The sequence below is a fragment of the Micromonospora sp. NPDC049275 genome, from assembly GCF_043197115.1.
Taxonomy (GTDB): Bacteria; Actinomycetota; Actinomycetes; order Mycobacteriales; family Micromonosporaceae; genus Micromonospora.
Genome location: NZ_JBICSN010000004.1, coordinates 422,535 through 435,955, shown reverse-complemented (window position 1 = coordinate 435,955; position 13,421 = coordinate 422,535). Strand labels below are relative to the sequence as shown.

General features: G+C 69.2%; 13 protein-coding genes. 5 read left to right on the top strand and 8 right to left on the bottom strand.

Going from position 1 to position 13,421, the window contains the following annotated elements; all coding sequences use genetic code 11:
- Nucleotide 1 precedes the first annotated feature (1 nt).
- From ACGFIE_RS16835 to ACGFIE_RS16825, 3 genes are all read right to left on the bottom strand, one after another.
- Nucleotides 2-559 carry a hypothetical protein gene (locus tag ACGFIE_RS16835; protein ID WP_363682739.1) on the bottom strand — a complete coding sequence of 186 codons (558 nt, stop codon included), beginning with the start codon at nucleotides 557-559 and terminating at the stop codon, nucleotides 2-4.
- A 109-nt stretch (nucleotides 560-668) separates the two neighbouring features.
- Complete coding sequence (locus ACGFIE_RS16830) at nucleotides 669-1,724, bottom strand: carboxymuconolactone decarboxylase family protein (RefSeq protein ID WP_393295410.1); 1,056 nt, start codon at nucleotides 1,722-1,724, stop codon at nucleotides 669-671.
- Between the two features lie 185 nt (nucleotides 1,725-1,909).
- Entirely contained in the window at nucleotides 1,910-2,713 is an 804-nt protein-coding gene (locus ACGFIE_RS16825) for a helix-turn-helix domain-containing protein (RefSeq protein WP_393295407.1), read from the bottom strand.
- Between the two features lie 915 nt (nucleotides 2,714-3,628).
- Between ACGFIE_RS16825 and ACGFIE_RS16820 the strand changes: the two genes are divergently transcribed.
- On the top strand, nucleotides 3,629-4,294 hold the full coding sequence (locus tag ACGFIE_RS16820) for a MerR family transcriptional regulator (RefSeq protein WP_393295404.1): 666 nt from the start codon (nucleotides 3,629-3,631) through the stop codon (nucleotides 4,292-4,294).
- A gap of 164 nt (nucleotides 4,295-4,458) precedes the next feature.
- Here the strand turns inward: ACGFIE_RS16820 and ACGFIE_RS16815 are convergent, their stop codons facing one another.
- Together ACGFIE_RS16815 and ACGFIE_RS16810 are read right to left on the bottom strand one after the other, a co-directional pair.
- Nucleotides 4,459-4,881, bottom strand: coding sequence for an SgcJ/EcaC family oxidoreductase (locus tag ACGFIE_RS16815; RefSeq protein ID WP_393295401.1), 423 nt, complete (start codon nucleotides 4,879-4,881; stop codon nucleotides 4,459-4,461).
- A 215-nt stretch (nucleotides 4,882-5,096) separates the two neighbouring features.
- Nucleotides 5,097-6,278 (bottom strand): acyl-CoA dehydrogenase, encoded by a 1,182-nt coding sequence (locus tag ACGFIE_RS16810; RefSeq protein ID WP_393295399.1) that lies wholly within the window; start codon nucleotides 6,276-6,278, stop codon nucleotides 5,097-5,099.
- Nucleotides 6,279-6,525: 247 nt separating this feature from the next.
- Here ACGFIE_RS16810 and ACGFIE_RS16805 point away from each other — a divergent pair, with 247 nt between their 5' ends.
- Nucleotides 6,526-7,266: an SDR family oxidoreductase gene (locus ACGFIE_RS16805; RefSeq protein ID WP_393295396.1), complete on the top strand. Its 741-nt coding sequence runs from the start codon at nucleotides 6,526-6,528 to the stop codon at nucleotides 7,264-7,266.
- A 95-nt stretch (nucleotides 7,267-7,361) separates the two neighbouring features.
- Here the strand turns inward: ACGFIE_RS16805 and ACGFIE_RS16800 are convergent, their stop codons facing one another.
- On the bottom strand, nucleotides 7,362-8,600 hold the full coding sequence (locus ACGFIE_RS16800) for a cytochrome P450 (protein ID WP_393295393.1): 1,239 nt from the start codon (nucleotides 8,598-8,600) through the stop codon (nucleotides 7,362-7,364).
- A gap of 234 nt (nucleotides 8,601-8,834) precedes the next feature.
- On the opposite strand from ACGFIE_RS16800, the gene ACGFIE_RS16795 reads away from it, so the two are divergent.
- The 3 genes from ACGFIE_RS16795 (at nucleotide 8,835) to ACGFIE_RS16785 (ending at nucleotide 11,345) form a co-directional block, all read left to right on the top strand.
- A complete protein-coding gene (locus ACGFIE_RS16795; protein ID WP_393295390.1) occupies nucleotides 8,835-9,593 on the top strand; it encodes an LLM class F420-dependent oxidoreductase in 759 nt (252 codons plus the stop codon).
- Nucleotides 9,594-9,739: 146 nt separating this feature from the next.
- Nucleotides 9,740-10,096 carry a YciI family protein gene (locus ACGFIE_RS16790; RefSeq protein ID WP_363682721.1) on the top strand — a complete coding sequence of 119 codons (357 nt, stop codon included), beginning with the start codon at nucleotides 9,740-9,742 and terminating at the stop codon, nucleotides 10,094-10,096.
- A 73-nt stretch (nucleotides 10,097-10,169) separates the two neighbouring features.
- Complete coding sequence (locus ACGFIE_RS16785) at nucleotides 10,170-11,345, top strand: RNA polymerase sigma factor (RefSeq protein WP_393295684.1); 1,176 nt, start codon at nucleotides 10,170-10,172, stop codon at nucleotides 11,343-11,345.
- Here ACGFIE_RS16785 and ACGFIE_RS16780 read toward each other — a convergent pair.
- Nucleotides 11,308-12,129, bottom strand: a complete 822-nt coding sequence (locus ACGFIE_RS16780) for a PIG-L deacetylase family protein (RefSeq protein ID WP_393295387.1) — start codon at nucleotides 12,127-12,129, stop codon at nucleotides 11,308-11,310. The genes ACGFIE_RS16785 and ACGFIE_RS16780 overlap by 38 nt on opposite strands.
- A complete protein-coding gene (locus ACGFIE_RS16775) occupies nucleotides 12,126-13,403 on the bottom strand; it encodes a glycosyltransferase (protein WP_393295385.1) in 1,278 nt (425 codons plus the stop codon). The genes ACGFIE_RS16780 and ACGFIE_RS16775 overlap by 4 nt, the downstream gene beginning before the upstream one ends.
- Nucleotides 13,404-13,421: the final 18 nt, after the last annotated feature.

The window sequence follows — 13,421 nt, the reverse complement described above, 5'->3', positions numbered from 1 at the left end:
GTCAGGCCGGTACGACGCTGGGGTGCGACTGCGTCTGCACGCAGTTGCAGCGCGTCTGCTCCAGTTCCCGATCGTTCGGCCGCAGGTGCAGATACATTCCGATGATCATCGGCAGGAACACGACCGAGTTGTAGAACAGGTGCAGCTCGACGCGCGGATAGATCAGTTGCAGGACACTTGTCGGCACCGCCGCACCGAAGAAGTTGGTGTGCAGTTGCGCCTGCAGCAGCAGCAGGAAGTGCTCGATGTGGTGCCAGAACTGGATCACCAGGGCGACCGTCCACCAGGTCCGGGCCCGGCCGACGAAGCCGGGTCGGAGCAGGAACAGTCCGACCAACATGACTAGCGCGTACCCGTAGTGCATCCATTCCGAGGTCACCAGCCACGGGAGGAACTGCCCGAGCACGCCGCGCGCCTGCGGGCGGGCCCAGCCGAGCACCCAGATCTGGTAGGCCTGGACCAGGTGTTCGGCCCAGTGCGCGAGCGTGATTGCCAGGAAGCCACCGAGCGCTGCCCGGTGGTGGGCATGGTTGAGGGTGCGAACCGGTGCGACCACCATTCGGTTCTCCTGTTCCGTGGGGTTCGATCCACGTGCCGCATGGCCGCGGCACGGGGCCAACGAGAAACGACAGTGGTTCCCACCGGCGTTGGCACTTCGCACGCGCCTCTCAGGACCCGCGAGGCACGTCAGCGCCATTGTCATGCCAGAGACGTCCGTCGTTCTTCTTCTCGTGTGCGCTGTGCCGGACGCCGATCCGACGGGCTGCGGCGAAGCTGGCCCAGGCGGCCACGTCGACAAGCGTGGCGTCCGCCGGGTGGTTCCGACGGAACTCCTCGACGACCTCCGGGCCGACGCGGTAGGAGGCGAACGCGCTCAGCAGCGCGAGGCGTGCCGCCGCTCGCTGCGGCGCGGCGAGCGACTCGATCAGCTCCTCGCACCAGCTGGTGCTGAGACCGGCGTCCTCCCCCGCCCACCCGTCGAGCCGGGCCAGCACGAGGCGGCGGACCGCGGGGTCGAGCGAGCGCTCCCCGGCGACCTCGAAGACGCGGTAGGAGCGTGTCATCGCGTCCGCGATCCGGGGGCTGCCCGACGCCCAGCTCACGTCCGAGGTCGGTGACGCGGTGTCGAGCAGTCGGGTGGCTCGACCGGCGACGTGCTGTCCCCGGAGGGTGGGCCGGAGCACCCGGCCGAGCCCCTGATTGAGCCGGCGCCGCGCGCGCGGGCCGAGGCCCTGCGGTAGCAGTGAGTTGGCGAGGAAAACGTTTACCACGCGGCTCAGGTAGTGGAAGCCCACCACGACACCGACCAGCTCGGCGCGTTCCACGTCGGACAGTTCGGGTGGCAGCGGCGGCCCGTCGGAGCGGTGTGCGCCTCGGGCCCACTGCACGATGCGGCGCGTCCGGATGTCGTCGATCTCGTCCGGCCGGTCGGCGGCGATCGCCTCGGCGTCGCGCTCGTCGGAGAGTTCGAAGAGGCCGGCCACGTGCAGGTCGGCACAGTAGGGACAGGTGTTGGCCACGGACACCGTCGCCGCGACCGCTTCCTTGACCGCGCGGTCCACCACGCCGGCTGGCAACAGCGGCTCCCGGGTGATGGCCCAGTAGGCCGCCAGGACGTCGGCGGACGGCGAATGCAACAACGCCGGAGGCACCACGATCTGATATTCCTCGGCGACCTGGCGGTACACCGCGCCGACGAGTCCGCGTGCCGTCGTGGCAGGCACGACGGTAAGGAATTTGACGTGCTTCTGAGCGACCGAGGACGCAACCCGTCTCGCCACCATCAGGACCTCCCGCGTCGGATTCGCCGATTGCTCCCGCTGCCCGCGGGCCCGGTGACGCAGACCGCGCACCGGCCGAGCACCTGCGGCCGGCTCTCGGCCGTCCCCTGCCATCCGGGTCGGCGCACTCAGGCGGCCGCGCCCACCCGGTCCCGTAGCGCGGCACTGCCGTGCTGGGCCTGGCTCAGCGCGTACTTGCGCGCGTCGAGCAGGGCGAGCAGCACCGGCGGATCCAGTGCGCTGCTGCGCCGCAGCACCATGTCCGCGGTGACCTTCGAGTCGGCGCGGACCGTGAGCGGGCCGTACGTCGCGACCGAGACGGCGCGATCGGCCACGTCGGCGGCGGCGCCGTCGGACTCGGCCGACACCGACTGGGCCAGCAGGTACCAGGCGCCCAGGGGAACCGCGTCGAAGTGGACCCAGCCCGGTTGCTGCAACACGGCGCACCGCACCGGACGTCCTTCCGGGATACGGCCGCTGAACAGACCGACGAAAATGAGCTGTTGGCCGTCGTCTTCGGCGAGGCGGACCTGGCACGACACCTGGCCGCTCGACGAACGACCGGAGCGCCACTCGAAGTGCGGGTGGATGGACTGCGTGTAGCCGGCGTGTCGGCGGAACGCGGTGGGCGACATACCGACGCTGCGGCTGAACCGCCAACTGAACGTACCGACGCTGTTGTATCCCACGCGGACGCTGATGTCCGCGACGTTCATCGACGTGGTGATGAGCAGGTCCTTCGCCCGCTGCAGGCGCAGCGCCGAGAGGAAGCGAGCCGGCGACACGCCTGTCACCCGCCGAAAGATGCGTGTGAAGTGGAATTTGCTGAACATTGCGGCGCGGGCCATGTCATCGACGGTCAACTGTTCGCCCATGCGGTCGTGCATCGCTGCGACTGCGCGCAGTACCGCTTGCTCGGAAACGTCTTTCATGACACTCCCCCAGATGCTGTTCCGCTGAATCATTCAACTCGTGGCAGTCAGATATGCGCGCCTACCTGACAATTGAATGCAGAAGCCGAAACAGTAGATTAGTTTCGTCGGATGATCTCCCGACTTATGGCAACACTATCCGACGTCAGGTCGGCAATCAACCCTGCGTGAGCACGCGACGCAATCGTGGAGAAGCGGCAGGTATTGGCGCTACTGGATATGGATAGCGTGTATCGCCGGTATATGAAGACCCCATGTCCGGGACGGTCGCCGCTCGCCCGGCGTCACGTTCCGCCGACGCGAGAACCGAATTCGATCATCAATCGCACTGCTGAGCGCGCGCGAGACCGGTCGCGGCGGGCCGACGAAGCGCGGTAGCTGACCGATCCGCCCACGGCTCTGCCCCACCCCCTGGCGTCGCCGGGCCGGCCAGGCGCCGAGACCCGGCGACGATGCCGCTCGCGTACGTGGTCAGCACACCGTCGTGGTGCCAGCTACCGGTCTCGGCCAGGGCTTCCACGGCGGCCAGTTCTATTTGTGCTGTCGACCGCGACAAGGGGCGCGGCGCGCGGAGACGGTCACCCGCATCCGTTCCCCAGCCAGTGACGGAGGTGATTGGGATGCCAACTCTGGTCACTAACAGTGTTTGTGTGGTAATTGAGGGTTGCCGAAGTATGTCCAAGTCTCCTAGTCTCCTATCGGACGGCGCAACCATCAGCCCTTCGATTGCGCATCCGGCACCACGCTCGGAAGGAGCCGATCACCCGTGCTTCTCGGTCCACACCAGCCCAGGACAGCCACGACGACCACCGCCGGCAGCGACGCCGCAACCACCGCGTTATTTCCGCGGCGCAGCCACGGCTAGCACGAGCGGTCGCGATCCACGGGCCTGACACGTTGATCACGGGAGCCACGATGCGAATTTCTGACTTGAGTCGGCAGTCCGGGGTGCCGGTCGGGACGATCAAGTTCTACCTGCGCGAACATCTCCTACCACCCGGCGAACCGACAGGACGCAACCAGGCACTTTACAATAAGAATCACCTGCGACGTCTTCGACTCATCAAGATATTCACCTCAATCGGTGAACTCGATCTCACGTCGGTACGGCGGCTCCTGATCGCCGCCGAAGAGGAAAACCTGCCGGCGATCGAGTTGTTCGAGGTGCTCAACCAGGTGTCGATGGCCGGCAAGGACACCGCCACCGAGGAGGACGAGAGCCTCGAGCTGGCCCGTGCCGACGCGAACCGCATCATCGAATCGTCCGGTTGGGAGGTCAACCCGGACGCCGCAGCCCGCTCACACCTCACACTCGCGCTCGCCGCGATGCGACGTCTGGGATGCGACTGCGATCCCGACTTTCTCGACGTCTATCGGGAGGCAGCCGATCGGCTCGCCCGGCACGAGGTCGGTCGGATCGCGAACGACCACACCGCCCGCATCGAGGCCCTCGCGCGCAACGTCCTGCTACACCAGGCATTCGCGGCGATGCGCCAGCTGGGACAGCAGCATCACCTGTCCCGCCGATTCGGCCTCGTGCGGGCGAACCAGGGAACGACCGAAGACGGCGACCGCTCCTGACACCACCGGAGTCGGTGCGCCGAGCCGCACTTGTCGACCGATGAGGCCGTCGGCCCGGCGGAGCGTAGCCGACGGCCTGCCCGAGGCAACCGTCTGCCGCGGGCCGCGAGCCGTTCACTCACGCGTGAGGGCCGGCCACCCGGCCGGCCCTCAGAACCGACTACTCAGGCCGGGTCACGCGGGCAGTTCTGGTAGACCGCGAGCAACCAGGCCTCGTCGCGCTTGACGAGGATCCAGGAGGCCCGGATGGCGTCCGCGGCGGCCAGCTCGGTGCTCCCGGCCGCGATCACCCCGCCGACGGTCAACAGGGCGACCGCACCGGGCCCGAGAGGCTTGACGTCGATCGGCTGCCCGGTGACGGTCGTGCCGGCGTACACGCCCTGGTAGGCGTCCGCCATGTAGTCGCGAATGGCCGTGCGGCCCTTCACGTACACGCCCGGCAGGATGAGCGTGCCGTCCTCGGCGAACAGGTCGGCGAAGGCGTCGGCGTCGTGTGCCGCCCAGGCCTTCACCATCCGGCCCGACACCGCGCCGATCGCCGCCTGATCCGATCCGTCCAGGACCGGAACTTCCGTTCTGGTGGTCATCTGCTACCCGCTTCCGTCAATCGTTCATCGATGACAACTGATGACAATCGTGTCCGGATCCGCGCCGTCCTGGCGTCTTCCAGCGTGCGGCGGGTCGGGAGGGCGCAACGTCCGAGAAGTGCCGGCGGCCCGGGCCGGACCGCCGGCACCATCGGCTCGTATGCGCGCGGATGCCCACCGACGTGTCGGTGGGCATCCGCGCGTTGGTGGACAGTTCAGATGAAGAACGTGTTGGGCTCCAGGCCGCACAGCACCCGGCCGTAGAGCTCCATCGTGGTCGTCGGCAGATGCAGAGCATGCAGGGTGACCGCGCGGACGTCGCGCCGGATCCGCTGGATCGGCTCCCGCGTGTAGATCGAGGACGCCCCACAGGCACCGGCCAGGATGTCGACCGCCTCGGCGGTCAGCTGCGGCACGCGACCGGCCACCGCCCTGGCGTACGCCCGATCGCGGACCGTCCACGGCTCACGCGTCAGACCGCGCTCGTCCACAAGCGTGGCGAGCCTGCGCGCGTGCCCCTCGGCCTCGTCGATCTTGAGGGCGGCGTCGGCCGCCTGCAGGTGCGTGATCGGCGCGTCCGCCTGGCGCTCGTAGTTGGTGTTGGAGATGGGCCGTTCGTTGATCCGGGCGTAGAACTGCTCCTCGGCCGCACGAGCCATGCCGATCATCTTGCCGGAGGTCGACGCCGCGACCGCCGCGACCAGCGGCGACTGGAACATCGGCAGGTCCCGGTTGCGCTCCGACGCGTACTCACCGGCGGTGAACGCGGCGATCCGCATGACGTTGGCGCCGGGCACGAAGACATCCTCCGCGACAGCCCGGACGCTGCCGGTGCCGGAGAGCGCCGAGACGTGCCAGTCGTCCACGATGCGCAGCGCGCTCATCGGCACCACCGCCATCACCGGCTCGGGCTCGCCGTCGGACGGGATGAGCAGGGTGGAGAGCAGCTTCCACCCGCTGTGCGCGGCGCCACTGTTGAACGCCCACTCCCCGTTGACCACGATGCCGCCGTCCTTGGGGACTCCGGTGCCGTCGAGCGCCAGCGTCCCGCTGATCCGGGCGTCCGGGTCGGCGAAGATCTCGTCCTGCACCTCGTCCGGGAACAGGCCGACGTTCCACGAGGTGATCCACCAGGCGGCGACGTCGAACGCCGCGGCGCCGTCGCCGCGGCCCAGCTCGATGCCGACGTCCAGCAGCGTGTGGGCGTCCGCCTCGTACCCGCCGAAGCGCGCCGCGGTACGCATACGGAAGATTCCGGCAGCCGTCATCGCCTCGACGCTCTCTTCGGCGAGCCGGCGGTTCTCCTCCTGCCACAACGAGTTCTTCCTGAGCACCGGAACAATCTCGGCCGCCCTCTTCGTCAGATCGGTTCGGTGTGACGTCTCGGTTGTCTGCACGGGGTCTCCTCCTGGTACGGCCCCATCGTGCCCCCGCCGGAAAGCGGATGGCGCAAACGGGCGGCTGCATGAAGCGCGAAGGTCGTTGCCGGGAATTCAGGAAGTCACGTTAACCCCTGGGCGTCGCCCGGAAAAGGCATTCCGGAGCCACGCACAGAACCGCGCATTCTGAAAGAAGATCGGGCTCGACCGGGATCGTAGCTTTACGGTGACCAATTGACCGACGGCATCGGAAATGGTGGACGACATGAGTTACTGGTCCGATCGGAAGGTGCTCGTCGTCGGGGCGAGCCGTGGCCTCGGCCGCGGGGTGACCGAGGCGTTCCTGACCGCCGGCGCGACGGTGACGGCGCTGTCGCGGGACACCGCGCCGCTGGCCGCCCTGGCCGACGGGCACGGTCACCTGAGCCTCGTCGACGCGGACGCCACCGACCCGGCCAGCCTCGACGTGCTCCACCGGAACCCGCCGGACGTCCTCGCCCTGGTGGCCGGCGCGTCACCCGAGCTGCGTCCGCTGACCGAGCAGACCTGGGAGACGTTCTCCGCACCCTGGAACACCGACGTGCGCATCGGGTTCCTCTGGCTGCGCGAGGTGCTGCGGCAGCCCCTGGCGCCCGGCAGCCGGGTCATCGTGACCAGCAGCGGCGCCGCGCTGAAGGGGTCCGTGCTCAGCGGTGGCTACGCCGGAGGCAAGGCGACAGTCCGCTTCCTCGCCGACTACGCGGAGCAGGAGGCCACACGTGCGGGGCTGGGCATCACGTTCCACACGGTGCTGCCGCAGCTCACGCCGGAAACGGGCCTCGGCCGGGCGGCGGTCGACGCGTACGCCGAGCGCGCCGGTGTCACGCCCGAGGCGTTCGTCGAGCCGCTGCGCCCGGTGCTGACGCCGGAGGCGGCGGGTACGGCCTTCCTGCGGCTCGGCGGCGACCCGGATCCGGCCGGCACCGTGCACCTGCTGTCCGGCGCCGGCCTGACGCGACTGCCCTGAGCCCGCGCGGGACCGTTTCCGAGGAACCCCAGACGTACGCATGGCGGTGGCCACCATCGTGGTGGTGGCCACCGCCATGACTGTCGGCACGGGGCTCAGGCGGCAGCGGGGACCGCGGCGGTGAGGTACATGGGCACCCGGTCGTAGCCGTTCATGATGAACGAGCCCTGTGGGGGCAGCTCCTCACGCGGCACGGCCAGGGTCAGGTCGGGAAAGCGCTCGAAGAGGGCAGGCAGGGCCACCATCGACTGCATCGTGGCCAGCGGCCGGCCGAGGCAGTAGTGCTCGCCGTGACCGAACGACAGGTTCGTCTTGTCCGGCCGGGTGATGTCGAAGTCGTTGGCGGTGTCGCCGTGCAGCGCCGGGTCCCGGCCGATCCCGGCGTACGCGATCAGGACCAGGTCGCCCTTGGTGATGTGGACGCCGGCGATGTCGATGTCCTCCTTCGCGTAGCGGAAGGGCAGCTGGGCGACGGCGGCGTCCTTGCGGACCGCCTCGTCGAAGGCGTCCATCCAGGAGTACTGCCCGGAGCGGATCAGCTCCAACTGGTCCCGGTGGGTGCTCAGGTCGATGATGCAGTGGGCCAACACGTTGCTCAACGTCTCCGAGCCCGCGCCGAGCAGGACGTGCAGGCTGCCGATCAGCTCCTCGTTGGAGAGCGTCTCACCGTCCTCGTTCGCGGCGATCAGGACGCTCGTGAGGTCGTCTCCCGGCTCCTGACGGCGGCGGGCGGCGAGCTTGGACATGGCGTCGTGCCACTGGTCGAGGTTCGCCGCGGCCATCTCGCCGGTGTGGTTGGTGAGGCTGTTCTGCTTGGTGCCCCTGAGCGCCTCGTCCCGCACCTCCTCCGGCACACCGAAGAGGTCGCAGATGAGTGTCGCGGTGAGGGCGTACGTGAACTGGCCCTTGATGTCGACAGTCTCGCCCGCTCGGGTGGTGGCCTCCATGTCGTCCAACAGCCGCCGCACGATCGACTCGACGCGCGGGCGAGCCTTCTCGACCTCCCGCGGCGTGAAGGCGTGCGACACGAGCTTGCGCAGCCGGTCGTGGTCGGCGCCGTCGCGGACGGTCAGGTTGTCCATCGCCACCCAGGTGATCAGCTCCCAGTCGTGCGGCACCTCGCCACGCACGAACGGGGGCCAGTCCTCCTTGGCGTTCTTGGAGAGCTGGTCGCCGGACAGCAGCTTCCTGCCGACGTCGTACGTCGTGACGCACCAGGCGCGGTAGCCACCGGGAACCTCGACGAGGGTGACCGGACCCTCGGCGCGGATCCGGGCGGCTTCGGCATGAATGTCACGTCCCTCAGGGTCGAGCATGATCGGGCATTTACCCATCGCGGGCCTCCATGGTTCGGTGCACGGCACCGGGCAGGGATCCGGTGGTGCGAAGAGCGGTATCTGCGCCGAACCTAATGACCCCCACGGCTGCATATTTCTTCTCGATTGCCGAGCGGCCGAAAATACTCCACGCGTGCCTTTCTGGCGTCGGAACAGCAATTCGGAAGAGGTTTTGCGGGGCCGACTTGGGCATCCTCGACTCGATGACGCGTAAACCCAGAGGAGACGGTCATGGCTCGATTCAAGGTCGGGGTGCTCTTCAAGCCGCAGCACTGCGAGATGGCCCAGCTACGCGAGAGTTGGCGTGCGGCGGACGAACTCGGAGTGGACACCGTCTGGACCTGGGACCACTTCTATCCGCTGTACGGCGACCCGGACGGCGCGCACTACGAGTGCTGGACCACCCTGGCCGCGGTCGCCGCCGACACCCGGCGTGCCCGGTTCGGCTCGCTCGTGACGTGCAACAGCTACCGCAATCCCAACCTGCTCGCGGCCATGGCGGGCACGGTCGACCGGATCAGCGACGGTCGACTGATCCTGGGCCTGGGCGCCGGTTGGTTCGAGCGGGACTACACCGAGTTCGGCTACCGGTTCGGCAGCGCCCCGGAACGGCTGCGGGCGCTGGAGGACGGCGTGCGGACCGTACGCGCCCGCCTGGCCGCGCTGGTCCCGTCGGCAGCGCGGGTGCCGCTGCTGATCGGCGGCGGCGGCGAGAAGGTGACCCTGCGCATCGTGGCCCGGTACGCGGACATGTGGAACGACTTCGGTTCGGCGGAGCGCTTCGCCCACAAGAGCGCCGTCCTCGACCGCTGGTGCGCCGAGCAGGGCCGCGATCCCGCCGAGATCGAGCGCACCACGATGATCGAGACGGCGGAGGTGGACGAGGTCGACGCCTACCTCAAGGCCGGCGCCACCCACGTCATCCTCGGCCTGGACACCCCGTTCGACCTGGAACCCCTGGACCGCCTGCTCGCGCACGCCGGCGACTGAACCGGTCAGCCGACGGCTCGGCGCGGGACACGTGCCGAGTCGCCGGGGCCCAGATTTTCGTCGCTGCTGTCGATCTACCGCCCGCGCGACCCGTCGTAATGTAGAGGCCACCACCCAGGGGGCCGGCACACGACAGGACATGAGACATGGCCAAGTACATGATCCTCATCTACGGCGACGCCCAGCAGTGGGACGCGATGACCGACGAGCAGTGGAAGGCGCACGACGCGGCGCACGAGGCGTTCGTCGCCAAGGCCGGCACGCAGATCATCGACGGCCAGCAGCTGGAGATGGCGCCCACTGCCACCACGCTGCGCTCGGACTCGGCGGGCCAGATCCAGACGACCGACGGCCCGTTCCTGGAGACCAAGGAGGCCCTCGGCGGGTACTACCTGATCGAGGCGACCGACCTGGACGACGTTCTGTCGCTGGCGACGCTGCTTCCCGAGGTGCACGCTTCGCACAGCGGTGTGGAGATCCGCCCGGTGGTCGACCACGGCTGACGTGGCCGACCCACACATGAAGGACGAGGTGGTCGCGGCGGTCGCCCAGGCGCACCGCCGCGACTGGGCCCAGGTGTTCAGCACCACGGCCCATCTGACCCGGGACCTCGACCTCGCCGAGGAGTGCACGCAGGACGCGTTCGCACAGGCCCTGGAGACCTGGACGGAGACCGGTGTCCCCGACCGGCCGGGCGCCTGGTTGACCACCATCGCCCGCAACCGGGCCCGCGACGTCCTGCGCCGCGAGTCGGTGCTCCGCCGCAAGATGCCGCTGCTCGTCGCCGACGAGACCACGCCGGGGCCGGAGGACGGCCTGGTCGACGACCGGCTGCGCCTCATCTTCACCTGCTCGCACCCGGCACTGGCCCGGGAGGCGCAGGTCGCCCTGACGCTGCGCCTGGTCTGCGGGCTGTCCACGCCGGAGGTGGCACGCGCGTTCCTGGTACAGCCGGCCACCATGGCAGCCCGGATCACCCGGGCCAAGAAGAAGATCGCCGCGGCCCGCATTCCGTACCGTGTGCCCGGCCCGGACCAGCTCGAGGAGCGGGTGAGCGCCGTCCTGGAGGTCGTCCATCTGATCTTCACCACCGGCCACACGGCGCCGCTCGGCGCGCAGCTGGTTCGCCAGGATCTGGTGGACAGCGCGATCAGCCTGGCCCGCATGCTGCACCTGCTCATGCCGACGAACGCCGAGATCAGCGCGCTTCTCGCGCTGCTGCTGCTCAACGCCTCGCGCCAGGACACCCGCATGTCCGCGGACGGGCGCCTGGTGTTGCTGTCCGAGCAGGATCGCTCGCGCTGGAACCGACAGCTCATCGCCGAGGGCCGGTCGTTGGTGACCGACGCGCTGCGCCGGCGGCCACCGACGCGGTACGCGCTGGAGGCCGCGATAGCAGCGCTGCACGCCGAGGCGCCGAGCTGGCGGGACACCGACTGGGCCCAGATCGTCGCGCTCTACGACGCCCTGTTCCGGCTCTGGCCCTCGCCCGTGGTCGATCTCAACCGGGCCGTCGCGATCGGGCTCCGCGACGGCCCCCGGGCCGGCCTCGACGCGCTGAATCCCCTGCTCGCCGATCCGGCCCTGGCCACGTACGGATACCTCAGTGCCGCCCGGGCCGACTTCCTGCGCCAGCTGGGGCAGTGGTCGCAGGCCCGGACGGCCTACGAGGAGGCGCTGACCCTCACCGACAACGACGTCGAGCGCGCGTTCCTCAGCGAGCGCTTGACCGAAGTGGAGCGGAATCTGTGAGCGTCAGCACCGCGCGGACGGTCTCGTAGAAACCGTCGACGCCGTGGTGGCCGCGGCGGGTCGCGCAGTCGTCGGCGTACTGCTCGCTCATGGTCTGGCCACCGCTCTCCAGCATCGCGATCTGACTCGCGTAGGCGCCCACCGCGCGCAGTTTGCGGGCCCACTCGCTGTCACTCATGGCGACGGCCACCGGCTCCGACACGCGCACGCCGGCCGGTAGCGCGGGCATCACGTTGACCCCGGGCCACGCGAGGTAGGGGAAGTCGTCCCAGAGCGACAACGGCGAGTCGGTCCTGGCCACCGCGGCGAGGACGGCGTCGCGGGTGCGCCGGTGGTCGACGTGATTGCCGACCGCCGCGCAGGTGACGACCCGGTCGGCGGAGTACTCACCGATCACCCGCTCGATGTCGGCGGTGATGTCGGCGACCAGCTCGTCCTCGTCGTCGGCGTGGTGGTCCATCGGGTTCTCGTCGTCGATCACCCAGCCGCCGTGCGCGTACCTGCGGTAGATCGCGTCGAGGAACGGGCCGCACAGGTACGGCGGGTCGATGCCGAGCGTGGCGAGGGCCGCCGCGTTCTCCTCGCGTCGTGCCGCCACGGGATCACCGACGATCGCCCACTGGTCGTGGAAGGTGGTCGCGATCGGCGAGTACGGCGGCTCGGGACTCCCGGCGAACACCGTGTAGACGACGACGTGTTCGCCGGCGTCGACCAGCTGGACGAGGTGGCCGCCGTAGGACAGCACCGCGTCATCGAGATGCGGCGACACCACAAGCGTTGTCATGCGGCTCTCCCTTGGAAGTGGGTTTCCAGCGAATGTGCGGTCGGCAGCACCGGGTCGGCGTACGAGATCGTCCGGCGGCCGATCCGGCTGGCCTCCGCGAGGATCTGCATCCCCCAGGTGTCCCAGACGCCGGCCATCCGTGAGGTGATGACGACAGTGCCGGCGCTGTCGTCGCTCAGCGGCGTGTACAGCCCGACGGCGTGGTAGCCGCTGTGGTCCCCCGAACGCACGGCGCGGTCGAGGAGTTCGTGATCGAAGTCGACGACTGTCGCCCCGGTCACCGTCGCGGGCAGCTCACCACCGCACCCGATGATGGTGACCGCCTCACCGTCGGGCACGTCCGCCAGGGCGCGGGCGATCTCGTCCGCGACGCTCAGACCGCGCGCCCGCTGTTGCCAGTCGAGGAGCTCCACGTACATCGGCTCCCACTGCCAGAACTCCCCCTTCTCCACCATCACGGCCAGACCCATCTCGACCGCGGGCTCGGGGAACTTGCTCAGGAACACCCGCATGTTCGCGAACAGCTCGTCGAAGTTGGCCTTGTGGTCACGGTCGTGCGGCGCGACAACCGCCCACGCCTGGGCCGCGAGTTCGATCGTCAGGCCGGCGCGGTGCAGCCGGAATCCCAGCTCCATGTCCTCGCCACCCCAGCCCTGGAAACGCTCCTCGAAGGCGCCGACCCGGCGGAAGTCGTCCATCCGGATCGAGCAGTTGCCGGTCCAGAAGGCCTTCCAGGGGATCGACCGTTTCGTCAGGTCCATCCCGCAGCCGACGAAGTAGGGCTGACGCACGTCCTGGAACTCGGGTAGGTGGCGGTAGCGCTCCACCACCAACTCGGGGGGCAGCTGCGCGAGGAGCTCGTCCACCCCCGCCATCGGCACGTCGGGGTTGTAGCCGTAGCTCGGCCCCACCACCGCCCGCCGCGACTCGCGGCCCTCGTGGGCGGCCAGGTGCGCGGCGAGGAATTCCGGACCCACCATCGAACCGGTGTCGAGAATGACCAGCAGCGCGCCGACCGCCATCCGGGCCGCGCCGTTGCGCGCGGACGCGACCCGGAACCCGCGGTCCTCCTGACGGACGTACGTGACGTGCAACAGGTCGGCGTAGGAGCGCACGACGTCGCCGGTGTGATCGGTCGACCCGTCATCGCCGACGATCACCTCGAAATCGTCGGTGGGGATCGTCTGCCGGGTGAGCTGCCGAAGGGTCTCCGACAGCAGGTCGGCCTGGTTGTAGGTCGCGATGATGACGGATGCCCGCCGACGGTGGCGCATGGTGCTCCTTCGCATGGT

Coding starts and splice junctions, on each gene's coding strand:
- ACGFIE_RS16835 (WP_363682739.1), bottom strand. CDS start 559: ATGGTGGTCGCACCGGTTCGCACCCTCAACCATGCCCACCACCGGGCA.
- ACGFIE_RS16795 (WP_393295390.1), top strand. CDS start 8,835: ATGGCTCGATTCAAGGTCGGGGTGCTCTTCAAGCCGCAGCACTGCGAG.
- ACGFIE_RS16780 (WP_393295387.1), bottom strand. CDS start 12,129: ATGACAACGCTTGTGGTGTCGCCGCATCTCGATGACGCGGTGCTGTCC.
- ACGFIE_RS16825 (WP_393295407.1), bottom strand. CDS start 2,713: ATGAAAGACGTTTCCGAGCAAGCGGTACTGCGCGCAGTCGCAGCGATG.
- ACGFIE_RS16805 (WP_393295396.1), top strand. CDS start 6,526: ATGAGTTACTGGTCCGATCGGAAGGTGCTCGTCGTCGGGGCGAGCCGT.
- ACGFIE_RS16790 (WP_363682721.1), top strand. CDS start 9,740: ATGGCCAAGTACATGATCCTCATCTACGGCGACGCCCAGCAGTGGGAC.
- ACGFIE_RS16775 (WP_393295385.1), bottom strand. CDS start 13,403: ATGCGCCACCGTCGGCGGGCATCCGTCATCATCGCGACCTACAACCAG.
- ACGFIE_RS16820 (WP_393295404.1), top strand. CDS start 3,629: ATGCGAATTTCTGACTTGAGTCGGCAGTCCGGGGTGCCGGTCGGGACG.
- ACGFIE_RS16815 (WP_393295401.1), bottom strand. CDS start 4,881: ATGACCACCAGAACGGAAGTTCCGGTCCTGGACGGATCGGATCAGGCG.
- ACGFIE_RS16800 (WP_393295393.1), bottom strand. CDS start 8,600: ATGGGTAAATGCCCGATCATGCTCGACCCTGAGGGACGTGACATTCAT.